This is a genomic window from Microbacterium sp. ZW CA_36 (assembly GCF_044987475.1).
Classification (GTDB): Bacteria; Actinomycetota; Actinomycetes; order Actinomycetales; family Microbacteriaceae; genus Microbacterium.
This window is the reverse complement of sequence record NZ_JBJDRL010000017.1, coordinates 1-26,935: the sequence shown is the minus strand read 5'-3', so window position 1 is coordinate 26,935 and position 26,935 is coordinate 1. Positions and strand designations below refer to the sequence as shown.

Here is a 26,935-nt window from a genome sequence, read left to right as displayed (position 1 = left end):
GCGCTCTGATCCGACCTCGGTCGGCCGTCGCGGTCAGTCGAGGGCGTCGGGTCCGAGCAGTGCGCGGATGTGGGCTTCGATGAGTGCCCGGATGTCGAAGGGTGGGCCCTGCATCCACTGCAGCTGAAGCCCTTCCCACGCAGCGAGCAGCAGATGCGCCGCGTCGTTCGCGTCCACGTCGGCGGGTACGCGGCCGGACTGCTGCAGGCGGCGGATATCGGTTGCCACGACGTCCACCGACCGCGCCCACCGCTGCCGGAAGAACTCGTTGGCGGGATGCGCCGGGTCGGCGGCGGCGCCGGCGAGCTCGTTGTAGAGCCGGGCGTAGTTGGTGCGCTGAACACCCGCCTCTGCCCGACTTCCCATCTCGGCGATCGCTCCGGCCTCATGCCCGCGTGCACGGGCGTTCTCCTCGTCGTGCTGTTGCAGCGCCGCGATGAGGAGGCTCTCCTTGGTGGGGAAATGGTAATAGACGGTCGGCTCGCTGGTGTTCGCCAGCTGCGCGATCTCCGCAATGGCGACGTTGCGGTGACCCTTCTGCCGGACCAGTTCGAGAGCTGCCGCGCTCAGCGACCGGCGACGCACGTCGGATTTCGCGTAAGGGCCGCGCTTGCTGGTCATCCGGGCTCCGTTCCCGCGCTCCCGAAGGGGAGCGCGCCTGCAATGTTATGCTCGGACTCAAATTGATAGATGACTCAGAATTCAATTCAGAACGCGAGGCTCTTGTGACCATCGATCGACGCCGGCTGGTGCGAACACATAACCCCGTGTACACCGCCGCCCATCCGACCGCGGTGGTCACCGTCGGCAACGGTGACATCGCGATGTCTGTCGACGTCTCCGGCCTGCAGACGTTCCCCGGCTTCCACGAGATCGTGCCCGATCCCCGGCGTCTCGTGACCGACGGCGTGGGCGGGCTCCCCGAGCAGGAGGTGAGGCCGTTCGATGCCGACGACTTCCAGATCCCGCTGCGGACGCAGTCCAGCTGGGGCTGGTATCGGACGCGGACGACGCGGCGCTTCCGCTTCGAAGACACCGAGTCGGTGTACGAGACGAGCCGCGGACCGGTGTCCTATCCCGACCGGATGGGGCTCCAGCGAGCGAGCGACCCGATCGCCCCTGAGTACGAGGCGGGTGCCTGGTTCCATTACAACCCGCGGCGGGCGCACCTCGGGCGTCTCGCGCTGGTGGACCCCCGTGGCCAGGAGATTCGGCATCCGTCCCTCCTCGCCGACGTGCGGACGGAGCTGGATCTGTGGTCTGCGAGCGTCCGCGCCGACTACACCCTCGACGGAGAACGGGTGTCGGTCGTGTCCCTCGCCGACCCGACCGCGGACTCCTTCGCGGTGCGCGTCGAGTCCGAGCTCCTCGCCCGTGGATGGGGCGTCGCATGGGTGTTCGACGCGCAGGCGGACGAGCTGGCCTCCTTCGAGGTCCCGCTCGAGGAATCGACGATCTGGACGGCCGAGGGCCGCGGGCAGGGGACAGCGGAGCGTTGCGTCGAATCCACGACGTATGTCGTGAGGATGAAGACCTCCGGCTCTCTCGCGTACCGCGCGGACCGCATCATCGCGAGCGCGGACGACACGCCTTCCCTGGAAGTGGTCGTCGCGCTGGCCCCGGCGGCATCCGAACAGTCCGCGGAGCTGTCGTCCTTCGAGCAGGTCAGGGCACGCGCGGAGAACTGGTGGCGGCTCTACTGGTGCGACGGCAGCGCCATCAGCTTCAGCGGCAGCTCGGATCAGCGGGCGCATGAACTCGAGCGTCGCATCGTCCTGTCGCAGTACGTGCTCGCGGTCAACTGCGCGGGGTCGACGCCGCCGGCGGAATCGGGTCTCACCTACAACACGTGGACGGGCAAGTTCCATCTCGAGATGCACTGGTGGCATGCGGCCCAGTTCCCGCTGTGGAGCCGCGGTCACCTCCTCGAACGCAGCCTCGGCTGGTACCACGGCGCCCTCCAACGCGCCCGCGAGACGGCTGCTCGTCAGGGCTACCGCGGGGCGCGGTGGCCAAAGCAGACGGACCCCTCGGCCGAAGAGTCGCCCAGCAACATCGGCGTCTTCCTGATCTGGCAGCAGCCGCACCTGATCCACCTCCTGGAGCTGCTGCTCGCCGAGGGGCGTGACGAAGGATTTCTGCTCCAGCACTACCCGCTCATCGAGGCGACAGCCGACTTCATGGCCGACTTCGCGGAGGAACGAGACGGAACCTTCGTGCTTCCCGCCCCGCTCATTCCCGCCCAGGAGAGCTATCTGGCCGACCGTGCCACGACCGAGAACCCGACGTTCGAGCTCGCGTACTGGTCGTGGGCTCTGGGACGGGCGAGCGAATGGCGGGAGCGCCTCGGGTTGCCGCCGCGCGCAGACTGGCAGCGAGTGGCCGCGAATATGCGCCCGCCGCACGTGCTGGCGGATGGCACGTACGCCGCCGTGGCCACGTGGCCGCACCTCATCCGTAAGGATCACCCGTCCATGCTCATGGCGGCCGGGTGGCTGCCCGATACCGACCTCATCGACCTGGGCGTCATGAGTGCGACACTCGACGCGGTCTGGAGGGACTGGGAGCTGCAGTCCAGCTGGTGCTGGGACTACTCGGTGATGGCGATGACCGCGACGCGCCTCGGCGACATCCCGCGCGCACTGGACGCGCTGCTGCATCCGTCGCCGAAGAACGTCTTCCTGGCCAACGGCCACAACCCGCAGATGCCCGGGTTCCTCACGATCTACCTGCCGGCGAACGGCGGCATCCTCGCGGCAGCTGCGCACGTGGTCGCGGCTGTGCGAGGCGGCGCTGCGATGCCCGAGGGTTGGGACCTCCAGGTCGAGGGGCTGGACACCTGGACACGCTTCACGAATTCGAGAGTCGTCTATTGATTTTGGAACTGCCATGGTGAACAATGGGCCTGGCAACCGATTGACAGATCAGCTGTCGCCAGCCGATCACAACCACACAGCGGAGGCGCCCCGCGGCAGCCGTCCCTCTCCCGATGACGGCGACGCGGACCGCGTTCTTCACGGCTTTCAAAGACGAGGACCAATTCCCATGAACACACCCATGACCCGGCGACGCCGCGGCGCGATCCTCGCCGGCTCGCTGACCATCGCGACGGCGCTCGTGCTCACCGGCTGCTCGCAGCCCGCGCCGGAGGCTGATTCGACCGCGGCGGAGGACATCGAGCTGACGTTCCTGAATCAGTCCCGCGGCCAAGAGGCAGCGCTCACCCAGCTCGCCGAGCAGTACACCGAGGAGACGGGTGTGAAGGTCACCATCGACTCTCCCGGACCCGCCGACTATCTCCCCAAGTTGCAGGCGCGCGCCCAGTCGGGTGACATGCCCGACATATACTCCTCGTTCGCCGCCACCGACATGGCGCCGTTCTACAAGGCCGGCTGGGCGATGGATCTGACCGACGAGCTCGAGAGCGGCTGGAGCGAGGACTTCAGCCCCGAGGTCATCGAGATGTCGACGTTCGAAGACGGCAACAACCTCGACGTGCCGGCGGGCATCTACAGCGTGCATTGGGAGACGCAGACCTACGGCATGATGGTCAACCCGGCGTTGGCCGAGATGACGGCGGACGACGCCCCGGCGACGATCGAGGACTTCATCGACGCCAACGAGGGCGACGGCAACTTCTCGATCGCCGCGTCGCTGACCCCGCAGCTGATGCAGGGACTCGCGTCCAACTGGCTGACCGACGAGGAGATCGCCGCCACCTTCAACGGTGAGGAGAGCTGGGACAGCGAAGGCTGGCGCAATGCCTTCCAGTTCCTGGTCGACCTGAAGGATGCCGGCGTCATCGCGAACGGCACCCTCCCGGGGGGTCAGGACGACAACCCGAGCGTGGAGACGGCGTTCTTCACGCAGACGCTCGGTTCGATCTTCGACGCGTCGCCCGGCGTGTCGGTCGGCTTCCGCACCAACCCGGAGTTCACCGACTACTTCTCGATCGGCATCCTGGGCGCCGAGGACGCGCCGCTGGAGCCGCGCTCGCCCGGCATCCCCGGAAAGGGCGCCGTCATCAACCCGAAGGGCGAGCACCCCGAGGCCGCGCTCGACTTCGTCAAGTGGCTCACCGAGCCGGAGCAGCAGCAGGTGTTCGCGGAGGTGGGTCTCATCCTCCCGACCAACCCGGAGCTGCTCGCGAGCGGCGATGTACCCGAGCAGCTCGTCGGCTTCGCGGCGGGCGTCGAGTCGCTGCAGGTGATGTCCACCACGTTCACCACCGACGTCAAGACGGCGATCGTCGCCGAGGCTCAGCGCCTCGTGCTCGGGGAGACCACTGTGGACGACGCGCTGGCCGCCATCCAGGCCGCTCAGGATCGGTCGTCGTGACTTCACCGCTCCTGATCCCCGTGCGGCGCCCTCTGCGGGCGCCGCACGGGCGGCGGGGCGTCCGGCGCAACGTCGTCGGCTGGCTGTTCCTCGCGCCGGCCATCGTCCTCATCGGCGTGTTCACCATCACGCCCTTCGCCCAGGCGATCCTGTTGAGCTTCCAGTCGTGGGACGGTGTCAGCCCCGACACGCCGTGGGTAGGCCTGGCGAACTACGAGTTCGTGATGAGCGACCCGATCTTCTGGGCCTCCATGCGGAATGTCCTCCTCTTCGGCATCATCGGCTTCTTCGTGGGCAACGGACTGGCTCTGGGCCTCGCGCTCGCCGTCAACAGCATCACGCGGGGCACGACCTTCTTCCGCACGGTCTTCTACCTGCCCGGCGTGCTCTCCGTGGTGGTCGTCGGCCTCCTGTTCGGCTTCATCCTCGCGCCCGACTCGGGAGTGCTGAACCGGCTCCTCGAACTCGTCGGGCTCGGCGCGTGGACGCAGAACTGGCTCGGCGACCCGACATTCGCCCTCATCTCCGTCGCCGCCGTCTTCGTCTGGTACCACTGGGGCTTCGCGTTCCTGCTGTTCCTCGCCGGCCTCCAGGACGTTCCCAAAGAGCTGTACGAGGCGGCGGAGCTCGACGGAGCGAATCGATGGACCACCTTCCGGTACGTCACCTGGCCGCAGTTGGCGCCGGTGACCTCCATCGTGAGTCTGCTCACCCTGCTCGCCGCCCTGCAGATCTTCGGAACCGTGCAGGTGCTGACCAACGGCGGTCCCGGCTACCACACGATGGTGCCGACCCTTGCGATCTACAACGAAGCCTTCGTCAACTGGCGTTACGGCAGCGCCGCAGCGATGTCCGTGATCTTCGGCGGCGCGCTCGTGCTGCTCTCGCTGGTCCAGCTGGCGATCACGGGACGGAGGTCCCGCGCATGACCCTCACCAACGACAAGGCGGACGCGGGCACCCCGACTCCGGCATCGCGCCCCCACGATGAGAGCACCGCGACGTCCGCGGCCCGTCGCCGCCGCATGCCCGTCCACAAGATCGGCCTCTACGGGCTGCTCGGTATCGCGGCGCTGACTGCCCTGTTCCCCCTTCTGTGGATGGTGTCGGGATCCTTGCAGTCGCTCACCGAGCTGCTGACGAACCAGAGCTTCCTGCCCAGTGATCCGCAATGGGGAAACTACGTCACAGCCTGGGTGGAGGGCGACCTCGGCACGTACCTGCGCAACAGCGTGATCTATACCGGTGCGGCCGTGCTCGGCATCCTTCTGGTGTCGAGCCTTGCCGGCTACGCACTCGCGCGGCTCGAGTTCGCCGGCAAGGGCGTGTTCACCTTCGTGATCCTCGCGGTGATGATCATTCCTGCGCCCGCGATGTTCCTCGCGCAGTACAAGCTGCTCATCTCGCTGGGACTCACCAATAACCCGGTGGGCTACGTGCTGATCCTCATCACGTCGGGCATCCCGATGTCGACGCTCATCATGCGCAGCTTCTTCGTGAGCCAGCCGCGCGACCTCGAGGAGGCCGCCGCACTCGACGGCGCGGGACCGCTTCGCGTCTTCTGGAGCGTCATCCTGCCTCTCGCGCGACCGGGGCTCGCGGCGGTCGCGGTGATCCAGGGACTCGGTGCCTGGAACGAGTACCTGATGGCGCTCGTGCTGTTCGACGACAACGAGCTCATGCCCATCCAGCGCGGCCTCACCGCGTTCACATCTGCAGAGACGCCCCAGCAGCAGGTGCTGCTGGCCGCCACGACGATCTCGATCGTGCCCGTCATCGTGTTCTACCTGATGGCGCAGCGGCACATCGTGAAGGGCATCGGCGCCGGAGCCTTGAAGTAGGGAACATTTTCGACCGCGATGCGGACGAGACAGGCCCGCAGGTGTCAGCCTGCGGGCCCCTCGGCTAAAGCAGACTTCACGGTGTTGCGCGGGTTTCTTCGCGTGCGAGTGAGATCTGAATGTGGGAGCACGTATCGGTATGCCGGCGTGAGGCTGGTGCACACACGCGTGCACACATCCGCATGGCGTGCGGTGGTGCGCTGTGGCGTTGCGAAGGCTCATTCCTTTGGCCGACGCGGGTCGCCCCCAACCTTCCTCGTGTCATGACGTCGGCAGAGCGCTGACCTCTCGCGCGAGGCGCGACAACACGTCTGCGTGGGCAACCACCGCTGTCAAGAGCTCGGCCGGAGCCGTCTGCAGCCTCTGCGACCGGTATTTCCGGACCTGGTCGAGCTCGCCGTGGGCGATCGGCGTCAACTCGAAGCCGATGCCGCGATCGAACTTGTGCGCCGGAACTCTCCTTACGAGCTCCTCACTCTCAAGGCGGTGCAGAGTGGCGCTGACGTTGCTCCGCTGCAGACCGATGCGCCGTGCGACCGTGGTGGCGGTCGAGCCCGGATCCGTCGCGATCTCGTGAAGCACCAATATCTCTCCCGGCGTGAGCCGTCGCACCCCAGGCACCTCGCGTCCGCGCGGATCGATGCGATGTGCAAGGGAGACCACCGCATCGGCGAACTCGTCGAGCTGTTCAGCGGAGATAGGCATCGTCGCGATCATTACTGTATACTTTCATACGCTTTGAGGGAGCGCGCCGGCACGGGGGCCGACATGCTCGTGTAGCCGTCGCTGCCACCCAGGTCCTCCGGGCATCCGACGGCGCTCCTCGCGTAGCCCTGGGCTCGTTGCGCCGTCGTGCATCCCGACACTCGACGAAAGCACGCTTCATGACCTCACCTCCATCGTCCGTCGCCCAGCCGCGTACGCCGCTTCGCGGGCATCCGATCGCGACCCTCGTCGCCGTTTCCTTGGGACTGTTCATGGTCGGCTTGGATGCGACCGTGGTGTCGATCGCGAACCCCGCGATCGCCACGTCCCTGAACACGTCCTTCGTGCAACTGCAATGGATCACCCATGCGTATCTGCTCGGGCTCGCGGTCTGCCTCATACTCGGAGGCACCCTGGGAGACCGGTTCGGACGCCGCCGGATGTATATCGTCGGTGTCGCCGCGTTCGCGGTCAGCTCCATCGCGATCGGGCTCATCGGCAACGCGACCGGGGTCATCGTGTTCCGGGCGATCCAGGGAATCAGCGCCGCTCTGCTGATGCCCCAGACCCTCTCGCTTCTGCGAGCCACCTTCTCCCGCGAGAAGTTCGGCATGGCGGTCGGCATCTGGGGCGGAGTCTCATCGGTGGCGATCGCTGCCGGCCCGATCGTCGGCGGTGCGCTCGTGGCGACCCTCGGGTGGGAGTCGATCTTCTTCATCAACGCGCCCATCGCCGTCTTCACCATCGTGTTCGCCGCATTGGTGATCCGCGAGTCGGTGGCAGGGACCAGCTCCGTCCGCTTCGATGTGCCTGGGGTCATCCTGCTCGCTCTCGGCCTTGCCGGCCTCGTCCTGGCCATCGTGCAGTCGGAGGATTGGGGATGGAACGACATGCGCACCATCGGGCTGCTCGTCGGCGCGCTCTGCGTTCTCGGACTGTTCGTGCTCGTCGAGGGACGCAGTTCCCACCCGCTGCTCCCGCTCACACTGTTTCGCGAGAGGGGCTTCTCCATCGGCGGACTCGCTGTCGCAGCGAACTTCTTCGCGCTGCTGGGAGTCACGTTCTTCCTCAGCCTGTTCCTGCTGAACCTCCGCGGCGTGGACGGCGTCACCGCCGGCGTCATGCTGCTTCCCCTGTCAGCGGTATCGATCATCGCTTCGCCGATCGGCGCGATCCTGGTGAGCCGGATCGGCCCGCGCATCACGATGACGGTGGGGCTGGCCCTCGTAGCCGTCTCGCTGTGGGCTCTGACATTCACGGGCGTCGACACGCCGTATGTCGCGATGGCCCTGCCCTTCGTCACCCTCGCGATGGGCGTCGGCCTGACGATGACCGCGGGCGCAGACTCGATCGTGGGCAGCGCCCCCGTGCACCTCGCGGGTGTGGCGGGTGGCTTCCAGGCCACGATGCTCCAACTCGGTGGAGCGTTGGGCACGGCCGTCTTCGCGGCGGTGGTGGGTGCGGGCGCGGCGCGGGAGTCGGCCGACCTTCCGCTCGATCACGCCCAGGCCGATGCGCTCGCGCAGGGCGTCGTGCCCTCGGGCTTGAGCGCAGCCACGGCGCAGGCGGCGCAGGACGCCTTCCTCACGGGCATGCACGAAGCGATGGCCGTCGGTGCGATCGTGACCGGCGCCGTCGCACTGCTCGCGGGGACGCTCCTGCGCCGACCGCGTCGGCATGGCGCGGATGAGGTGGTCGTGGAGACACTCGAGGGAGCGCTCGGGGCCCGATAGGTCCTCGCCCTTCGGCAGGTGAGAGTTCACCTGGACGCCGACATGCAGATGGTCCCGAAGGGCCGTCTGCATGTCTCGGCGACTCCGCCGTTCTCGCCCACGTGATCATGAACAACCTCGTTCTGAAGCACGACCTAGCGGAATGTCCGGATCGCGGCCATTCTCGCGGCGTTCTCGGCACTCCTCGCCGCTGCCGTCGAGATAAGCGCCGTTTCACCGGCGCTTTTCTTGTTTCTACGCGTCAACGACGGGATGTCGGCGACGCCACATGGGACGCGGCATCACCGACGTGGGCCTCAGCCTCGTCGACCATGCAGCATCCAATGGGGCAGGTCCGCTGCTCGGAATCGTGCATGCGCCGCTGCGATCGCCTGAACGCTTCTGATCGTTTCTCGCCTGTCCGCACGAACGGCGACCCATCATGGTCCCGGCATCCGAAGGCGGCTGCCGTGCCGGCGTCACGCCGGACCGTTTCGAGGAGGAGATGGATGAAGAGTCGCATGTCGCGCACCAGAGCGCGAAACCTTGCCATCGTGTCGGCTTGCGTCGTCGGTGCCGCACTGGTCATGGCGCCTTCGGCTGCCGCGGAAGAGGACGGCACACCGGTGTCGGCCGTCACCGCGGGTGAAGGCCGCATCATGGAGCGGCTCGATCGCGGCGTCGTTGCCGTGCGATCAGGCGACGCCGAGGTGCATGTCAGCTGGAGGCTGCTCGGCCTTGACGACCCGAGTATCGGGTTCCACGTAGAGCGGTCGGCCGACTCCGGCGACTACGTCCGCCTCACTGAGCAACCCCTGACCGGTGGCACCAGCTTCGTCGATACGACCGCGGATCTGAGCGTATCGAACAGCTACCGGGTGAGAGCGGTGAACGGCGACACCAAGGCGCCGAGCAAGGCGTTCACGCTGTCGGCGAACCACGCCGTGGAGCCGGTCGTCAGGGTCCCGCTGCGGGAAGGCGGGCCGATCAAGTTCGTCTGGGTCGGCGACCTCGACGGCGACGGCGCGTACGACTATGTGATCGACCGCCAGACCGCTCCGCAGTCGATCGAGGCCTACCGGAGTGACGGCACGTTCCTGTGGTCGGCCGATCTCGGTCCGAACAGCCTCGACCAGAACAACATCGAGGGCGGGTCGTCAACGATCGACGTCGGCCACAATGACGGCGTCACGGTCTACGACCTCGACAGCGACGGCAAGGCCGAGGTCACTATCCGTATCGCCGACGGCGTGACGTTCGGCGACGGAACCGTCTTCGACGAGCACGCCGACGAGCTCGGCCAGTCCGTCGCGATCCTCGATGGGATGACGGGGGCTCTGCGCGCGCACGCTCCCGTGCCCGACGACTACATCGCGGACGGGCCGATGTACGCGCGGTTCGGCGTCGGGTATCTCGACGGAATCAACCCGAGCCTCGTCGGCTACCTGAAGAACCGGGTCGGGTCAAGCGGCGGCAGCGGCTACGGCTTCAACCTCATGTACCTGGCATGGCGGTTCGACGGCAAAGCCCTGACGCAGGAGTGGAAGTTCCTCCGCGGCGACCAGGACCTTCCGGACGGGCACAACACGCGCATCGTCGACGTCGACGGCGACGGGCGCGACGAGATCGGCGAGATCGGGTTCATGCTCAACGGCGACGGGTCCCTGCGGTACAGCCTCGCAGCGCAGGACATCATCCACGGCGATCGCTGGTTCATCGCCGACATCGATCCTTCCCGTCCGGGGCTCGAGGGCTACGGCATCCAGCAGGATCACCCCAACGGCCTGCTCGACTACTACTACGACGCGGCGACCGGCGAGGTGCTGTGGAAGCATACGGCCGAGCTGCCGGCCGATGCCGGTCGTGGAATGGTGGCCGACATCGACCCGCGGTTCCCCGGCATGGAGACCTGGTCGATCAACGGTGAGGTGAACTACGAGCAGAGTGCGGCCGTGGGGCTCTACAACGCGCCGACGAATGAGCTGGCGGAACCGGACACCACCAAGCAGCCCTGGCCGCATATGGGCGTCTGGTGGGATGGCGATCCCCTCCGGGAGCTGTTCACGAATGACCCGTTCCCGACCGCACGCGATGCGCGCATCGCGAAGTGGGATTGGGAGAACCCGACGGACCGGCAGTCCGTGCCGCGCATACTCACCTTCGCCGACTATGGGGCCGCGACGGCGCTCGGAAACTCGGTGTATCCGACTCTCATCGCGGACATCCTCGGCGATTGGCGCGAGGAGGTCGTGCTGCCGAGCCCGGAGTTCGACGAGCTCGTCATCTTCACGACCGACCGGCCGAGCGAAATGCGCCTGTACACGCTGGCGCACAACCCGGCTTACCGCAACGGCATGACGCTCAAGGGGTATCTGCAGTCGAGCAATGTGGACTACTTCCTGGGAGACGGCATGACGGCGCCTTCGGCTCCGGATATCCGCTACGCCGGGCACGGACCCGAACGACCGCGACGGTGAAGGAGGGTGCCGACTTCACCGTGCAGACAGGAGACCTATTCCGTGATCAAGGTTCGACCTTGGTCGCGGCGAGGCTGCCGAGGAGCCGGAGGCGCCACGCTCCTCCTCCTTGAGTGTGCGGCTCATTCCTCCGGGATGTCGCGCCCGAACGCCTCGAGGGTGATGGCCTCGGGCGCCGGCCCGCCGCGGACGCCCGTGTCGAGGGCGTCGATGCGAGCGATCTCATCGTCGGTGAGCTCGAAGTCGAACACGTCGAAGTTCTCAGCGATCCGCTGGGGCTTGACCGACTTCGGGATGGCTTGGACACCGTTCTGGATGTGCCAGCGGAGCATGACCTGGGCGGCAGTCTTGCCGTGTGCCGCGGCGATCTCGAGGATGACCGGGTCGTTGAAGGTGCTCTTGGCGTCGTCGCCGCGGTAAGAGGTGATGCCGCCGATCGGCGACCACGCCTGCGTGAGGATGCCGTGCTCGGCGCCGAAGGCCTGCAATTCCTTCTGCGGGAAGTAGGGGTGGACTTCGATCTGGTTCACGGACGGCACGATCGTCGTCTCCGCGAGCAGCCGTTCGAGGTGCTCGATCATGAAGTTGCTGACGCCGATGGCGCGCACCTTGCCGTCGGCGAGCAGCTGCTCCAGCGCCTTGTACGCCGCGATCGTCTTGTCGAACTCGCCGGGGAGGGCCTGGTGCAGGATGAACAGGTCGATGACGTCGACCTGCAGCTTCCGGGCGCTCTTCTCGTAGGCGTGGAGGGTCTCGTCGTATCCGTAATCGGAGATCCACACCTTCGACTCGAGGAAGACGTCGTCACGGTCGATGCCGGACGCGCGGAGGGCGTCGCCGACGCCCCGCTCGTTCGCGTACGCGGCGGCGGTGTCGATGAGCCGGTATCCGGTCTCGAGGGCGGATGCCACGGCCTCGGCGGTCTCGGCGGGCGGGGTCTGGAAGACGCCGAAGCCCAGGGCGGGGATCTCGACGCCGTTGTTCAGGGTCAGGTGGTTCGTCATGTCATCGACGCTAGAACGGCGCGCCGCAGAGAGGGAGTGACTGCCATTACACGGATCGGCGGTACCCGGCCGCCGCCGCAGATGCTCATCGTCGGGCTGGCGATCTTCTCCGCCGCATCCTTCTCACCGGCATGGCGCCGACCGCGGAGTGGGGCGCGGGGGAAGCCCGCCCTTCTCAGGGCCGGGCACCGTCTGGTAGCCATGAGCATGACATTCACGGCAGACGAGTCGCCGACAGATGCCGCGCGCCGCATCATCGACGAGAAGTCCTACGCAACACTCGCCACTGCCGACGTGGACGGTCGCCCGTGGGTGACGCCGATCTGGTTCGCGGAGCGCGGTCTGCGCCAGTATGTCTGGGTGTCCCGAACCACGCGGCGGCACTCGCTGAACGTCGCACAGCGCGCCGAGATCGCGCTCGTCGTGTTCGACTCGACTGTCGAAGTAGGCTCCGCGAGCGCGGTCTACGTCGAAGCGGCCGCGGCGCAGGTGCCGGACCACGAACTCGCGGCTGCGCTTGCGATATTCAACGCGAAGTGCGAGGCATCCGGACTGTCGACGTGGGACATGTCGGCGGTCTCGGCAGACGCTCCCCACCGGCTGTACCTGGCGACGGCGTTGCAGGTATGGGTGCTCGACGAGCACGAGAACCGGGTGCCCGTGCTGTAGCCCGGTGCGTGCGCACGGTCTTGACAGCCAGGTCCGGAGGCGAGGACGATAACGCGCAGATATGCGCCTTCCTCGAACCCGCGGTCGTCCGGTGCGACGATCTCCGGGCCTCGCTCCGGTGGTATGGGGCTCCACCGGGCTCTGATCAGTTCTGAGCGCAGGGACACGCGGTGGACGATACCGCTCGAAAGCTGCTTGCAGCCGCGCTGCGCTACGCGGCGGCCCGGCTCGCCACCCTCGACACGGCGCAGAAGCTCGCGGAACTGGTCGAGAAGCCGCTCGCGGATGCGGTGCAGGTGCAGGGCCATCTGACCACTGCCGGCACGCAGCTCGCCACCGCGGTCACGGCGCTGGACGCCGGTGACCTGGCGAATGGGACGCGGCACCTGTGGGATGCGCTGGGCGAAGTCGACGCGGCCGCGACCATTCTCGGGGTGAAGCTCGATGTGGTCGCGCAGAAGGCGATCGAAGAGGCCCCGCCGCGAGCGCTCCTCCAGGGCCTCGGCCTGCGCTCGCCCGTCGCCGCCATGAAGGCCGACGACAACGGCTCACCGCTCCTCGAGGTGACCTGGAAGGGAACCAGCGCATCGGCTCCGCCGTTCCAGGTCGACGCGGTCGAGCTCACGGTGCGGTTCGGTGCGCCGGGCCTCAGCATGACCGTCGCGGGCAGCGGTGCGAGCATCGATCTCGGCCGTGGGACCGACGGACTCATCCGCAAGCTCATCGGCGCTGCAGGGTCGGCATCGACCGACCTGGCTTTCACCGTCGACGCGCGCGGCGTCACGACTCGGGGGGCCGTGGGGCCGATCGCCCTGCCCGCCCGGCTCGATGCGCAGGTGGTCGAGCTGCAGGGACTCGATCTGGCGCTGAATGCCGAGGGCGGCGACCTGCGTATCGATCTCCGCAGTCGGCTGCTCACCGGGCTGCTGGGCGTCCTCAAAGCCCGAGTCGACGGCGCCGGCCTCCGGCTGCCCATCGACCCCGCCCGCATCCTCGCCGGCCAGCAGCCGTTCGGCGACCCGTCGTTCCTCGTGCCCGAGGCGATCGGCATCTCGCTCGACGCCGGACCGGTCTCCGGCGGCGGCTACCTCAGAGTGGTTCAGGGCGGGTTCGGGGGCGCGCTCGCCCTCACGATCGGACCCGTCAAGGTCGATGCCTTCGGGCTCTTCCGCGAAGTCGACGGCGCGATGTCGTTCGTCGTCGTCATGTCGATGCGGTTCCCGGTGCCGATCGAACTGGGGCTCCTCTTCACGCTGAACGCGGTGGGCGGCATCGTGGGCCTCGGGGTCGACGTGATGCCCGACGCGATCGCCGCCGGCATCAAGGACGGCGTGCTGGAGCAGCTCATGTTCCCGCCCGACGTCGTCGCCGCTGCCCCGACGATCCTTCAGACGCTGGGCCGGGTGTTTCCGGCGAAGGCCGGAAGCTTCGTCGTCGGTCCCATGGTGCAGCTCGCGTGGGGTCGCCCGATCAGCCTCTTCACGCTCGACGTGGGGGTCGTGCTCGCCGTCCCCGACCCGGTGATCGTGATCGTCGGCCTTGCCAGGGCGGCGCTCCCCACCGAAGAGGCCCCGATCATCGACTTGCGCGCGGGGGTGATGGCGCAGTTCGGCCGCGGAAAGGTGCTGCTGCGTGCCGAGCTCTACAACTCGCGCATCGCACTGTTCTCCGTCTACGGCAGCCTCGGACTGCTCATCCGGTTCGACGACCCCGGCGTCTACCTCAGCGCCGGCGGGTTCCACCCGAAGTTCACGGCGATCCCCGGGGAGCTCACCGGGATGCGGCGCATCGGCGCAGAGATGTCTCCGCCCGTCGGCCTGCAACTCCGGCTGGAGGGCTACGTCGCCGTCACGCCGAACACGGTGCAGTTCGGCGGATCGATCGAGATCGGCTACTCCGTGGCGGTCGCCGCCGTGCGGGGGAGCCTCACCCTGGACGCCCTCATCCAGCTCGACCCGTTCGGGTTCGAGGTCGCGATCAGCGCCGGCGTGCACGTGGAGGCCTTCGGCATCGCGCTCCTCGGCGTGCAGCTGTCCGGTCGCCTGACCGGCCCGAGCCCCTGGACCATCGAGGGGCGCGGGCGCTTCTCGCTGCCGTGGCCGCTGCCCGACCCGAGCATCGACGTCGGACCCATCACCTTCGGCCCCTCGCGCCCGGCGTCACCCGCGCTCGAGGCCGTCGCGCCGCTCGCCAAGGTCGCGGAGGCCCTCAACCTTTCCGAGGCGTGGCAGCGCGCGGAGCGCGCGGGTCAGTACGTGCCGGTCCGCATGACACCCGTCCCCGGTGTGCCTGTGGGGGGCGGCGACAGCCCCACCGTCGTCGCGCCGTGGGAGCTCGTCCGATGCTCACAGCGGCGCTTCCCGTGGCAGATGACCATCGAACGCGTCGGAGCAGCGCCCGTCGCCCCCGCCGAATGCCGGCTCGCCGTCCCCGGCGGCGTCCATGTCGGTGCTGTCGGCGGAGCGCCCGGCGCCGCCGTCGATTCCTCTTCGGTGACGGAGTCGTTCGCGATCGGCCAGCTCCTCCAGCTCTCGGCGGACGAGCAGCTCGGCGCACCCGACTTCGAGGACCGCCAAGGCGGGCTCACCATCGACCTCTCCACGGCGGAGACGGATGCCGCAGCCCTCCTGCCATTCGTGCACTCCGTCGAGCTCGAATACGAGGACTCCTGGCCCGGCCGGCCCGAGGAACCCATCGAGCCCATGCGCCTGCTCATCTCGGATGCGATGCTCCGGCTCCTACTGGACGCGGGTCCCGCCGGCAGCTCGGCGCTGCGCAGCGCGGAGGACTGGCGCCCCCAGCTGGCCGAGCGACGCATCGAGGTGCGCCCGGTGTCGGAGGTGCGCGTGACGGATGTCGCCTCCGGCGCCCTGCGCGCGGACTTCGCGCCCTGGAGCGATGCGCTCTTCAGCGCCCGGGGTGTCCAGGGCGGACTCGCCGCGATGACGAGGGTGGGTGCGTGATGGGCATGGTCGACGTCGCGGCACGGCTTCAGGCCGTGATCGCCGAACCTGCGCACGGCGAGAGCTTCACCTTCGTGCCCTACTTCCGCACCGGCGCCGCAGCCGGCATCCGTCATCCGCAGTTCTCCACCGATGCCTCGGCGACCGCGCGCATCGACGTGTCGTTCGACCTGTCCGACGGACACGGCGGCCTCGCACGGGTGCAGCAGGCGGTGGAGGTGCGCGGTCCCGGGGCCGTGCTCGGCATCGACCCGGCGCAGATCATCCGGCGCTACCCGGCACCCGGCACGGCGGATGCGACGACGGGCGACCTCGCCCACATCGAATTCGACCAGCCCGACCTTCCCTGGCTGTTCACACCGACCGCACCGAGCGGAGACGGCAGGCTCCCGCCGTGGCTGCGGCTGGTCGTCGTGCCGGCCGAGAACGCCTTACGCAAGCCGCCGCTGCGGCCGGAGCTGCCGGAGACCTTCGAACTGAGGATCGGTGACCTTCCGCGGCCCGACGAGGCATGGGGATGGGCGCACGCGCAGGTGCTCGGAACACACCGGACGGATGCCGGACTCCTCGCCCGCAGCCTCGGTTCGGGGTCGCCGCGGCTGAATCTGTCGCGACTGCTCGCACCGCGCCGGCTGGCACCCGACCGGCAGTGGCGTGCGATCGTGGTGCCGACCTTCCAGGCCGGAGTCGACGCGGCTCTCGGGCGTGCTCCCATGGCCACGCTGGCCTGGTCGTGGAGTCCTGCGGCGGGGCCGGACTCGAAGGTCATTCTTCCGGCGTACGACACGTGGGAGTTCGCGACTGCGGGGCTGCTCGGATTCGAAGAGCTCGCCGAACGGATCGAGGGCGTCCCCACTCCCGAAGGTCTCGGCCGGCGGCTCGTCGACACCTCCGATGCCGGGATGGGAGTCACCGGCGCCGTCGGTCCGCGCGACGTCTTCGGAGCGCTCGTGGCGCCCGGTGCAGAGACGGCACCGGCGCCCGGCGACCCTGGGCAGCTGACCGCCGCCTCAGAGGACAGGCTGCGCGACCTCGTCGACGCGCCCGCCTCGACCGACGCCGATCCGGAGGTCGGTCCTCCGCTCTACGGGGGAGCGCACATGCTCGCGACGGCGCTGCCTGCTGAGGGAGAGAACCCGCCCTGGCTCGCCGAGTTGAATCTCGACCCGGCCGAGCGGATCGCGGCCGGGCTCGGGACATCCGTGGTCCGGATGGACCAGGAGCCGCTGATGGCCGGTGCATGGTCGCAGCTGCAAAATGTGCTCGAGGCCAACCGCGTGCTGAACCGCGCCCGGTTCGCGGAACTGGCGTCGACCGCGCTGCACCGCCGCACGATCGCGCGCATGAGCGCCGGCGACACGCTCGGCGTGACGCAGCGCGCCCTGGCCCACATTCCGGTCGGCGACGAGCTCACCGCGCGCGGCGCCGTTTCGGCCAGTGCTCTGCCGTTCGCGGCTGCGGGCGCCACCTTGCGACGGATCGCCCGGCCCTTCGGGCGCGTCGCGCGGTTCACGGCGGCGGACGAGAGGACGCTCGCGGCGACCGCGCTCCTCGCGGACGACGATGGCAACGGGGCCGATTGGGTGCTTCCCGTACCCGGACCCGGCGTGTTGACCCATACCGAGCCCATGCGTCTGCTCGAACAAGGAGAGGGGCTCGAGGACGTCTTCCACGTCGACGGCGAGCGCGAGGCGGCAGCGATCCTTGCGGACCTGCTGGACGCCCTTCCGCTCCCGGAGGAGATCGACGCCTGGCAGCGTGACTCGGCGCTCGCCGGTCGGCTCGACGATGCGGCCGCCGACGTGGCCCTCGCGTGGGGGATCGCGCGCAGTCGCCAGGAGTGGGAGTTGCCGATGGCCTGCGTGGCGCGGTTCCCGGCGAGCGGTCTGCCGCCGGAACCGGGGTATCGCTCCTTCGCTCAAGACGAGTTGCGAGCCTGGGTCTTCGATCCGATCGGTGAGGAGGTCCGGCGGATCTGCGAGGGAGAGCGGATCGAGGGCGTCGCGCTCGACTGGGAGGAGTTCGGGCCCGACGAAGGAGAGATCCGCCCGCTGTTCGAGGGGCCGAGCGGCGTCGTCCTCGAGACGTTCAACGAGGCGGTGGTTCGCGACCCCGAGCCCGTCGAGGCGCCGCGCCCGAGGCTCGACCTGACGGTGCTGGATCTGTCGGGGCGGCTGCTGCCCGCTCTCACGGTGCCGCGACGACTGCGCACGCGCCTCCCGGGTCTGGCGGAGATGTTCGGGCGCGCTCCCGACGACCTCGACACCGTGATGGCGGCGCCGGAGTTCCGCCGGCCGCTCATCGAGGCGCTCAACCGGTACGACCAGGAGTGGATCATGCCGGGGGTGGCGGCCATCCAGCCCCACGACATGGTGACGGCGATGGAGACCAACGGACGCTTCGTGTCCTCGTTCCTCATCGGCGTCAACCACGAGTTCGCGCGGGAGCTGGTCTGGCGCGAGTACCCCACAGACGGTCGCGCGTCGAGCTTGCGACGCTTCTGGACGACGGAGCCTGACATCGCGCCGATCCACACCCTCCGCGGACCGGCAGGGCTCGGGGTTCTGGCCGATCCGGAACGAGCCGGCAAGCTCGTGTTCGTCGTGCGCGGCGAGCTCATCCGGCGCTTCCCCCATGTGATCGCGACGGTCGTCCGTTCGACCGCGCCGGACTACCCCGTGAAGTACGCGGCGCAGCCGGTGGAGCCGATCTTCCGCATCCCGCTGACGCCGGACCTGCTTCTCGCCGGATTCGACCTCACCGACGAGGTCGCGAAGGCACAGGACCCCACAACCGATCCGGTCCATCCCGCGTCGGGTGCCAACTGGTTCACGCTGGCCGAGCACATCGGCGCTCCGCGCTTCGGGCTCGACATCACTGAGCCGGAGGACCCGATCGAACCTCAGCCGGTTCGGGACGAGCTGACGTGGGAGCACTGGAAGAAGGAGGGCGAGCACCTCAACGCGTTCGTCCCCAGGATCTGGCCGCCGCGACCGCCGGGCAACCCGCCGGGCGTGCCCGAACCCGAGGGGACTTACACGAGCGCTCGTATCGCGTGGGCGCTCTTCCAGAAACCGGCGCGGGTCGGCTGGCGCGTGCAGGAACTCATCGGCGAGGGATGACGCATGGACATGGACCCATGGCTCGACGCCGCTTCCGAGCTCCCGCTGCTGCTCGTGCCCGTCCGCGTCGAGACGAAGTCGTATTGGCGTGACGCGCCGGGGGGCGACGTCGACCTCCGCGTGCGGATCTGGCCTGACGACATCGCGACCGATCCCGCCGGGGCGCTGCGCCTGCTGCCCGACGCGTTCCGTGTCATCGTCACGCAGGATGGGATCGAGTCCATCGCCGAGGGCGCGCCGATCGATTCGGCGGCGCTCGGCATCCCACTCGGGAAGATCGATCAGCCGCCCGCTGAAGGTGAGACCGACGCCTTCGACGAGGGCATCGCGTCGCTGCGATCGCTCGCCGAAGGGACGGGCGGAACCGCCCTCTGGCTGCGCGACTACGAGGCCGCGGTCGGCGCGGGCCTGGCGATCACCGTGCCGCTGAGCGCGGGAACAGCCACGATTCAGCGCCTGGTGGTCATCGGCTTGCGCCGATCCGACCCACTCGATCCGGCCGCCGCGGCACGTGAGGTGCTCGCCGCTCTGCAGGCCCACCCCGACCGCGCCCTCGTCGCGGCGGGCACACCCACGAACAACACGGATGCCGCTCGCTCCGGCTGGGGAACCGCCACCGCGGGCGACGCAGGCCTGACGACCGGCGACGGTGCGGGCACGCTCGCCCGAGCCCTCGGCCTCGAAGCGGGAAGCTTCGCGGACTGGCCCGGCGCGACCGCCGTGGACGCCCGGGCCTCCTGGATGGCCGATGCGCTGTGGCCCGTGACATGGGGTCCGTGGCTGAGCCGGGCCATCCGCCCGCGGGCGATCGGCCCGTTCGATCGCCTCGACGTGGCCGACCACGTGCGGACGTTCGTGCGGCCCGCGGGACCGTACCCGGCGGTGCGGGTCGGACGCCAGCCCTACGGCATCCTGCCCGTGACGCTCACGAGTGCCCTCGCGTCCGGCGTCCGGGGGCACGCGCTGGTGCAACGGGCGGTACGCGCCGCGTGGCCGATGTGGGCGAATGCGCAGCCCCGCACGGTGCGGGTGGGCGATCTCGCGGAGACGCTCCCGTGGATCCTGGGGCTCGCGCCGGCGAGCCGGAACGTGCGCGTGCGACGGATGCTGCCCACCAGCGGCCCGCTGGGCGCGGCGCTCTCGGCCGGTCGCTTCGCCGCCGACGAGGCCGACCGTGATGACGTCACGCGCAAGCTCGAGGACGGCATGGGCCTCAGGCCGTTCACGCTGCAGCGTGTGCCGCATCTCGGAGGTCCTCGGATGCTCGCTCTGCCGCTCGTCGCCGACGACGACGTTCCCGCGATCGAGGCTCTCGCACAGTCTCCCGACGCGGTGTGCGAGGGAAGCGTCCTTCAGCTGCTGCTGAGCTCGGCGTGGGCGGCAGCCGAAGCCGATGCGCGATTCCAGCTGCGACAGCTGCTCGACTCCGTCGGGCACGGGGAGCCGGGTGAGCTCGCTCCGGCGCTGCGCGAGACGCTGGAGCCCCTCCGGGAGCTCGTCGCGGATCAGGGCGCGTTCGACGAGCTGCTCGACGCGATCTTTGATCCCGCCCTCTTCGACGTCCCCGCGGCCCTGGATGCCGAGACCGGCGCTCGGGTGATCGATCTGTTGAGGTCCCGCCTCGGGGAACTGGTGACGAGCCTTGCCGCCCGCACGAGGGTGACCGCGCGGTTGCGCGGCGTCCGGCAACGGTTCGGGGCGTACACGCGGGCGCTGCGTGCGCTCGCGCAGCTGGTCGAGTACGTCGTCGCCCTCGCGTTCGCCGGCCGCACCCGCGACGGCATCCGCAACCTCGCGACGGTCGACGACTCGCAGGTGCGCGAGCAGCTGCTCGCGGGCGCCCTGGATGCCGCCTCCCACCGCCTCGACGCGTGGGTGACGTCGCTGGCGACCCGGCGCCTCTCCGAGGTGCGTCAGGGCGCGCCCGACGGTGTGACGATCGGCGCGTTCGCATGGCTCGAAGACATCGCGCTGACGCCCCGCGCCGCCGACGACGTCGCCGCCGCCAGCGGGGTCGGCTGGATTCAGGCCCCCACCACGGCGCATGCCGCGGCGGCCGCCGTGCTGCGTGGTGCCCGGCTGACGCATGCCCCGATGGACGGGCCGGATTCGCCGCTCGAGCTCGACGTCAGCAGCACCCGCATGCGGCAGGCCGTCGACATCGTGCGCGGCATGCGCGCCGGGCAGGACCTGGGTGCGCTCCTGGGCTACCGCTTCGAACGCCGGCTGCATGAGACGGATGCCTCCCTCAACAGGTTCCTCCTGGTTCTCCGCGCGTTCGCGCCGCTGGTCGTCGGGCGCGAGACGCCGGCGGACGGTGCGACGCCGATGTCGCACACCGGCGCGGTCGTCGACGGGCTGGGGCTGCTGAAGAGGCTGGATGATCCCGCACGTCGTCGGGAGATCCTCGAGCCCGTGCTCACCGCGCCACAGACGTACGAGGGCTGGCGCGCGCCGACGCTCCGAGCTCCGGGCGCACCGGGAGTCGACGATCTCGACAAGGTCGTGGCGTGCGTCGACCGTCTCGACCAGCTCGCCGACGCGGTGTCGGACCTGCTGCTCGCCGAGGGCGTCCACCAGCTCGTCTCGGGCAACCCCGCGCGCGCCGCCGCCGCCATGAATGCGGTCTCCGGTGACACGATCCCGGAAGAGCCCCAGATCCCCTTCGCCGCGCCGGAACAGGACGGCGCGACGTACCGCCTGGCGGTCGTCGGCGGGGCGACCAGGGTGGCGGACGACGACGACAGTGGCTGGGTGTCCGGAATCCGCAGCGGCGCGCATCCCTTCCTCGAGCTCTGGTGCCGAGGCGTCCTCGGACCGGCCACCCGGATCGCGATCTCTGTCACCGGACCCGCAGCGCAGCGGACGCTCGCCCGAGCCCGGGTGTCCGCCCTCGAGTTCGTCATGGCCTCCGACGGCAGCCTGCAAGGGCTCGAGCGGTTCTGGGCGCGATGCCGTCGGGGCTCCGCAGGACTGCCGGAGAAGCCGCTGACCGTCCGGCCGGCGGGGCCGGCCGCATCCCGCATCACGATCGCGGAGGCCTGGCAACTGGCCGCCGCCGCCCGCGCCGTGCTGTCGTCGGCCCGCGGCCTGGCACCCGACGACCTGGTGGGCAACGGCTCGGCCGACCCCCGGCACGTCGTCGACGGCGCCGACCTCGGTGCCCGGCTGGAGACGGCCCGCCGGGGCATCGAGGGCATCGCCGACGTTCCGCCGGGTGCGAGCACCTCCGCACTGCTGCGGCGCGCTGACGAACTCGCCGCGATCGGCATCGGCGACGATGTGGATGCGGCCACGATCGATCCGGAGCTGCTGGCCGGCTACGTGGGAGGCCTCGCCGCGGTCGCCCAGGGTCGTCTCGCGGCGGCGGATGCCGCCGGCGCCGGCGCGGGCGCTGCGCTGGGCGACATCGTGGGGCGCCTGCCGGTCGTCCAGGTTCTCGATCCCCCCGCCGCCCCCGATGCCCCGGCGATCGTGGCCGCGCTGCGTCCGGCGGCGACGGACGCAGCGGTCGTCCGCCGCTGGCTCGCCCGCATGTCGACGGTGCGGCCGCCGGTCGCCGCATGGGCGACGCTCGCCGCCCTGCGACGCGCGTCCGGGAGCCCCGCAGCACTGCGCATCGCGCTGTTCGGCGCCCAGCACTGGGCGGGGGATGCCGAACTTCCCGACCCGAATCATGCGGTGACCTCGGTCGTCGTCGAGTTGCTCGGACCGACCTCGCCGCCGCGGGAATTCTCGCCGGGCGGCGCTCTTTCCGGCCTCGTCGTCGATCAGTGGGCCGAGAAGCGGCCGGCGCTGCGCCGCATGGAGGACGACACGCGTACCGCGCTCGTGACGACAGGTCTGGCCGTGCACGCGCAGGCGCCGTCGGCACGAGCGCCCCAAGCGCTCCTGCTCGCCGTTCCGCCGGATGAGCAGGGGTGGTCGCAGGCGCGGTTGCTGGACCTGCTCGACGAGGTCAGCAGTCTCATGCGAATGCGCGTCGCGACCCCGGCGGACATCGCCGGGATGGGGGAGATCCTGCCGGCGATCAGCATCGACCACTGGTCCCGGGTCGACGCGCACACGGTCGATCCGAGGGCCCTGCTCGCTGTCGCGCTCTCGGTTCCGGCCTTCCTGAAGAACGAATGAGACCCGTGCCAAGGGGAGGAGTGTGACATGGCGAGTGTGTTCCGGCCCGCGACGGCCGTCAGCGCGGTGACGGGCATCGTGCCCTTCGCGACCCGGATCGAGCCGAACCCGGTCAGCGGTGACCCCGAGGTCGGCCTCATGGCTCAGGTCTGGGATCCGCTGTGGATGCTGGGCCGGCAATGGCAGTTCGGCGAGTTCGCCGGCGAAGACACCGGGACCCCGCTGGCGGTGACAGTCTCAGCCGAGTTCGATCCGATCACAGCCTGGCACCCGGGACCGCTTCCCGAAGAAGGGGAATCCCGCGATTGGCAGGCATGGCGCGCCGGCGACCTGCTCGAGCCGCACGTCGAGGCCGAGGCATCCGATCCTCCACCCGATGGCTCGGGGCACACGCGGTTCGCGGTGGTTGCGGCGTGGGCGCTGCAGGACGTCCTCGCCGAGCTCGGCGAGGCCACCGCAGTCGCGAGGATCGTGCAGCGGTTCCCCGTGACGACCGTCGGCGACGACGCGAGCGACTGGGCGCAGACGCAGCGCATGCTCGTGGGTCGCACCTTCGATGCCCAAGCGTTCGCCACGGCGATCGCGCGGAGTCATCCGGCCTGGCTCACCGCCGCTCTCAGGCGCGAAGGCCGCGAGGCCGCGCGCGCCGCGATCGACGAGTGGCGCGCGTGGTTCGCCGAAGAGAGTGGAGCCGAAGCCGCCCCGTCCAGCTGGGTGGACCGACGCCTGGAGTACGGGTTCAGCGTGGCGACGACGGCGCAAGTGCTCAGCGCCCCCGAGTACGGCGGCGGCACTGTGGGCTGGTCGAGCTTCGATCTGCTCCCACGAGAGAACGCACCGGATGCCGCGGGCCACGCGCCCGAGCCGATCACCCGCAACGTGCTCGCGTCACGCCTCGAGTTCCCGGGATCGCCCGTCTCGAGATTCTGGGAGTTCGAGGATGCGGCGGTGTCGCTCGGCGCCGTCTACGCCGACCCGGACGAGCTCGCTCGCGTGCTCGTCGTCGAAGCCGCGATCGTCACTGGCGACGACTGGCTCGTGCTGCCCGTCGACACGCCGCCCGGCGGTGTGCTGCGCGTGCACGGTGTGCGGTGGGTCGACACCTTCGGATCTCTGTGGGAACTCACCGAGCAGCCGACCCCGGTGCCCGCCGGCGCCGCCGCCGCGCCGTGGCGGATGTTCACGACGACGGAGGCCGCCCCCGAACCTGGCGCGCCCCGCGGCGAGCTCGAAGGGCTGTTCGTGCCGCCCGCGGCCGCGGCGGTGTTCGAGGGTCCGCCGATCGAGGACGTGCGCTTCCTGCGCGACGAGACCGCGAACCTCGTTTGGGCCATCGAGCAGACCGTGCCGGCGGTGTCGGGCGATCCCGCCCCCGTGAAGGCGGGGGCGATGCCGCCTCCGCGCCCGATCAACCCCGGCGACGCGCCGGCCGAGAAGGTGCTGGGATACGAGCTGCAGACCTTCGTGCCCGACAACTGGCACCCCTACGTCGCCCAGGTCAGCGAGGATGGCGTCCTGTTGCGCCGCGCCCGCATGGCGGACGCCGTGGATGGTGCGGCGAAGGGCCGGCTCCTCGCCGAGGACGCGCAGGAAGTGCTCATCGCGGCGGAGGTTCCGCGGCAGGGAGTCCGCATCCAGCGGATCCCGCGTGCCGCGCGGAGGGCGGACGGCACCTGGAGCGTCTGGATCGGCCGCCTGGTCACCCCCGCCTTCGGCGAGGGTGAGAGCGGCCTGCAGTTCGACCGCACCAGGCGCCCGACGGGCTGACCGGCTCCTGAGCCATGATCGCGCTCTCGTCTCAGGCTGGCGCGGGTGATCGTCGATGACGGCCGGCCACCAGGGCGAGCGTCGAAGAGGGCCGCGCTTCAGGCAGGATTCAGCAGGCGAGGGCCAGACTGGGGCCGATGCGGATTCTCGTGGTGGATGATGAGGTGCGCCTCGCCGACGGCATCCGTCGCGGACTCGAGGCGGAGGGGTTCGGGGTGGACGTCGCCCACAACGGCGTGGACGGACTGTGGCGTGCCAGGGAGACCGCGTACGACGCCATCGTGCTCGACCTGATGATGCCGGGCATGAGCGGATGGAGGGTCTGCGAGGCGCTGCGGGCGGAGGAGAACTGGACGCCGGTCCTCATGCTCACCGCAAAGGACGGCGAGTGGGACCAGATCGAGGCCCTCGAGACCGGCGCCGACGACTACGTGACCAAGCCCTTCTCGTTCGCCGTGCTCGTCGCCCGCCTGCGTGCGCTGATCCGCCGGGGCGGTGTCGAGCGGCCGACGGTGCTCGAGGCGGGCGATCTTCGGCTCGACCCCGGTGCCCGCACTGTGCGGCGCGGCGATACCGATGTCGAGCTCACGTCGCGGGAGTTCTCCGTGCTCGAGCACCTCATGCGTCACCGCGGGCAGGTGATCTCCAAGCGCGACCTCATCGCCGGCGTCTGGAACGACGACTTCGAGGGCGACCCGAACATCGTCGAGGTCTACGTCGGCCACCTGCGGCGCAAGGTCGACCGGCCGTTCGGCCGAGCAGCGATCGAGACCATCCGCGGCGCGGGCTACCGTCTGGCGGCCGACGGTGGCTGAGCGGCGTCGCCGTTCGCTGCGGACCCGCATCACCGCGGCCTCGACGGTGGTCGTCGCCGCCGCGCTGGTGGGAGGGGCGCTGGCGTTCTACGGCATCCTGTCCGTCAGCATCCGTGAGGCCACCGTGCGTGCTGCCGAGACGCGCGCCGAGCAGCTCGCGGCCCGGATCGACGCCGAAGGGCCGGCCGTGGTGACCGGGTTGGACGACGACATCGCGCAGGTGCTCGACGAGGGCGGGCGTGTCGTCGCCACGTCGGAGGAAGCCGACAGCGGCGACCTGCCCGACATCGACGGAGCCCCCGCGATCACGTACGACGACGAACCGATGGTCGTCGTGCGGGAAGACCTCGACGACGGCGGCGCGCTGCTCCTGGCCGTGTCTGTGGAGGACGATCAGAGCACCCTCGCCACGGTCGCGGTGCTGCTCGTCGTCGCCGTCGCCGGGGTCGTCGCGCTGGTCGCCGCGATCACGTGGTGGGTGGTCGGGCGTGCTCTCCGCCCAGTGGAGCGCATCCGCCTAGAGGTCGATGACATCTCCGCCGACCGCCTCGACCGGCGCGTCGCCGTGCCGGCCTCGGGCGACGAGATCGCCGCGCTCGCCGGCACGATGAATCGAATGCTGGATCGGTTGGATGCCGCAGCCGCTGCGCAGCGCCGGTTCATATCCGATGCCTCGCACGAGCTGCGATCCCCGCTCGCGACGATCCGCCAGCACGCAGAGCTGGCGCAGCTGCACCCGGAAGCGACATCGATCGACGATCTTGCCGGGGTGGTCCACGACGAAGGACTGCGGATGCAGGATCTCGTCGACGCGCTCCTGCTGCTGACGCGGCTCGACGAGAGTCCCGCGATCCAACACGAGGCCGTCGACCTCGACGACCTCGCCTTCGCGGAGATCACACGGCTCCGCGCCGGGGGTGCGGTGGTCGATGGGTCCGGCATCCATGCCGCACGGGTGCGCGGTGACGTCCGCTTGCTGGGCCGGCTCGTGCGCAATCTCGCCGACAACGCGGCGCGGCACGCACGGTCGGCTGTCGCGATCGGGGTGCTCGAGCGTGACGGGCAGGTGCTGCTGACAGTCGATGACGACGGCCCGGGCGTTCCGGCGGCGGAGCGCGAGCGCATCTTCGAGCGCTTCGTGCGCCTCGACGAGGCACGTGCACGCGACGCCGGAGGCAGTGGGCTGGGCCTTGCGATCGTCCGTGCGATCGCGGAGGCCGAGGGCGGCAGCGTGGGCGTCGAGGACTCTCAGCTGGGCGGCGCGCGGTTCTCGGTCGTGCTTCCCGCGGCATCCTGAACACGGCTTCAGGATGCTTCAGGCCTGCTTCAGCGACCGGTCGGCACCATCGGAGCATGGATGACAAGAACAGCACCCCCGAGACTTCCCCCGCC

The 26,935-nt window shown here is 69.7% G+C and carries 16 protein-coding genes; 13 read left to right on the top strand and 3 right to left on the bottom strand.

Annotation, left to right across the window (positions count from 1 at the left end; translation table 11 throughout):
- Positions 1–33: 33 nt before the first annotated feature.
- Positions 34–621 carry a TetR/AcrR family transcriptional regulator gene (locus tag ACI3KX_RS09550; protein ID WP_404909541.1) on the bottom strand — a complete coding sequence of 196 codons (588 nt, stop codon included), beginning with the start codon at positions 619–621 and terminating at the stop codon, positions 34–36.
- 146 nt (positions 622–767) lie between these two features.
- Here ACI3KX_RS09550 and ACI3KX_RS09545 point away from each other — a divergent pair, with 146 nt between their 5' ends.
- The 4 genes from ACI3KX_RS09545 (at position 768) to ACI3KX_RS09530 (ending at position 6,178) form a co-directional block, all read left to right on the top strand.
- On the top strand, positions 768–2,876 hold the full coding sequence (locus ACI3KX_RS09545; protein ID WP_404909540.1) for a hypothetical protein: 2,109 nt from the start codon (positions 768–770) through the stop codon (positions 2,874–2,876).
- 169 nt (positions 2,877–3,045) lie between these two features.
- Complete coding sequence (locus tag ACI3KX_RS09540) at positions 3,046–4,338, top strand: ABC transporter substrate-binding protein (RefSeq protein WP_404909539.1); 1,293 nt, start codon at positions 3,046–3,048, stop codon at positions 4,336–4,338.
- On the top strand, positions 4,335–5,267 hold the full coding sequence (locus tag ACI3KX_RS09535) for a carbohydrate ABC transporter permease (RefSeq protein WP_404909538.1): 933 nt from the start codon (positions 4,335–4,337) through the stop codon (positions 5,265–5,267). The genes ACI3KX_RS09540 and ACI3KX_RS09535 overlap by 4 nt, the downstream gene beginning before the upstream one ends.
- Positions 5,264–6,178 (top strand): carbohydrate ABC transporter permease, encoded by a 915-nt coding sequence (locus ACI3KX_RS09530; protein WP_363354493.1) that lies wholly within the window; start codon positions 5,264–5,266, stop codon positions 6,176–6,178. The genes ACI3KX_RS09535 and ACI3KX_RS09530 overlap by 4 nt, the downstream gene beginning before the upstream one ends.
- 261 nt (positions 6,179–6,439) lie before the next feature.
- Here ACI3KX_RS09530 and ACI3KX_RS09525 read toward each other — a convergent pair whose 3' ends face one another.
- Positions 6,440–6,895 carry a MarR family winged helix-turn-helix transcriptional regulator gene (locus tag ACI3KX_RS09525; RefSeq protein ID WP_404909537.1) on the bottom strand — a complete coding sequence of 152 codons (456 nt, stop codon included), beginning with the start codon at positions 6,893–6,895 and terminating at the stop codon, positions 6,440–6,442.
- Positions 6,896–7,062: 167 nt separating this feature from the next.
- On the opposite strand from ACI3KX_RS09525, the gene ACI3KX_RS09520 reads away from it, so the two are divergent.
- Together ACI3KX_RS09520 and ACI3KX_RS09515 are read left to right on the top strand one after the other, a co-directional pair.
- A complete protein-coding gene (locus ACI3KX_RS09520; protein ID WP_404909536.1) occupies positions 7,063–8,616 on the top strand; it encodes an MFS transporter in 1,554 nt (517 codons plus the stop codon).
- A gap of 488 nt (positions 8,617–9,104) precedes the next feature.
- A complete protein-coding gene (locus ACI3KX_RS09515) occupies positions 9,105–11,072 on the top strand; it encodes a hypothetical protein (RefSeq protein WP_404909535.1) in 1,968 nt (655 codons plus the stop codon).
- A 122-nt stretch (positions 11,073–11,194) separates the two neighbouring features.
- Here the strand turns inward: ACI3KX_RS09515 and ACI3KX_RS09510 are convergent, their stop codons facing one another.
- The gene (locus ACI3KX_RS09510; RefSeq protein ID WP_404909534.1) at positions 11,195–12,076 is read right to left on the bottom strand and encodes an aldo/keto reductase; all 882 of its coding nucleotides are present in this window, start codon (positions 12,074–12,076) and stop codon (positions 11,195–11,197) included.
- A 207-nt stretch (positions 12,077–12,283) separates the two neighbouring features.
- Between ACI3KX_RS09510 and ACI3KX_RS09505 the strand changes: the two genes are divergently transcribed.
- From ACI3KX_RS09505 to ACI3KX_RS09475, 7 genes are all read left to right on the top strand, one after another.
- The gene (locus tag ACI3KX_RS09505; protein WP_404909533.1) at positions 12,284–12,745 is read left to right on the top strand and encodes a pyridoxamine 5'-phosphate oxidase family protein; all 462 of its coding nucleotides are present in this window, start codon (positions 12,284–12,286) and stop codon (positions 12,743–12,745) included.
- A gap of 170 nt (positions 12,746–12,915) precedes the next feature.
- Positions 12,916–15,708, top strand: a complete 2,793-nt coding sequence (locus ACI3KX_RS09500) for a DUF6603 domain-containing protein (protein WP_404909532.1) — start codon at positions 12,916–12,918, stop codon at positions 15,706–15,708.
- Entirely contained in the window at positions 15,705–18,830 is a 3,126-nt protein-coding gene (locus tag ACI3KX_RS09495) for a hypothetical protein (protein WP_404909531.1), read from the top strand. The genes ACI3KX_RS09500 and ACI3KX_RS09495 overlap by 4 nt, the downstream gene beginning before the upstream one ends.
- A 3-nt stretch (positions 18,831–18,833) precedes the next feature.
- Positions 18,834–22,961, top strand: a complete 4,128-nt coding sequence (locus tag ACI3KX_RS09490; RefSeq protein WP_404909530.1) for a hypothetical protein — start codon at positions 18,834–18,836, stop codon at positions 22,959–22,961.
- Positions 22,962–22,988: 27 nt separating this feature from the next.
- On the top strand, positions 22,989–24,728 hold the full coding sequence (locus ACI3KX_RS09485; RefSeq protein WP_404909529.1) for a hypothetical protein: 1,740 nt from the start codon (positions 22,989–22,991) through the stop codon (positions 24,726–24,728).
- A gap of 137 nt (positions 24,729–24,865) precedes the next feature.
- The gene (locus ACI3KX_RS09480; protein ID WP_363354475.1) at positions 24,866–25,543 is read left to right on the top strand and encodes a response regulator transcription factor; all 678 of its coding nucleotides are present in this window, start codon (positions 24,866–24,868) and stop codon (positions 25,541–25,543) included.
- Entirely contained in the window at positions 25,536–26,840 is a 1,305-nt protein-coding gene (locus ACI3KX_RS09475; RefSeq protein WP_404909528.1) for an ATP-binding protein, read from the top strand. The genes ACI3KX_RS09480 and ACI3KX_RS09475 overlap by 8 nt, the downstream gene beginning before the upstream one ends.
- Positions 26,841–26,935: the final 95 nt, after the last annotated feature.

Excerpts from the sequence above, each read along its gene's own strand:
- ACI3KX_RS09490 (WP_404909530.1), top strand. The coding sequence starts at position 18,834 with ATGGACATGGACCCATGGCTCGACGCCGCTTCCGAGCTCCCGCTGCTG.
- ACI3KX_RS09485 (WP_404909529.1), top strand. The coding sequence starts at position 22,989 with ATGGCGAGTGTGTTCCGGCCCGCGACGGCCGTCAGCGCGGTGACGGGC.
- ACI3KX_RS09525 (WP_404909537.1), bottom strand. The coding sequence starts at position 6,895 with ATGATCGCGACGATGCCTATCTCCGCTGAACAGCTCGACGAGTTCGCC.
- ACI3KX_RS09510 (WP_404909534.1), bottom strand. The coding sequence starts at position 12,076 with ATGACGAACCACCTGACCCTGAACAACGGCGTCGAGATCCCCGCCCTG.
- ACI3KX_RS09550 (WP_404909541.1), bottom strand. The coding sequence starts at position 621 with ATGACCAGCAAGCGCGGCCCTTACGCGAAATCCGACGTGCGTCGCCGG.
- ACI3KX_RS09505 (WP_404909533.1), top strand. The coding sequence starts at position 12,284 with ATGACATTCACGGCAGACGAGTCGCCGACAGATGCCGCGCGCCGCATC.
- ACI3KX_RS09530 (WP_363354493.1), top strand. The coding sequence starts at position 5,264 with ATGACCCTCACCAACGACAAGGCGGACGCGGGCACCCCGACTCCGGCA.
- ACI3KX_RS09480 (WP_363354475.1), top strand. The coding sequence starts at position 24,866 with ATGCGGATTCTCGTGGTGGATGATGAGGTGCGCCTCGCCGACGGCATC.
- ACI3KX_RS09520 (WP_404909536.1), top strand. The coding sequence starts at position 7,063 with ATGACCTCACCTCCATCGTCCGTCGCCCAGCCGCGTACGCCGCTTCGC.
- ACI3KX_RS09515 (WP_404909535.1), top strand. The coding sequence starts at position 9,105 with ATGAAGAGTCGCATGTCGCGCACCAGAGCGCGAAACCTTGCCATCGTG.
- ACI3KX_RS09540 (WP_404909539.1), top strand. The coding sequence starts at position 3,046 with ATGAACACACCCATGACCCGGCGACGCCGCGGCGCGATCCTCGCCGGC.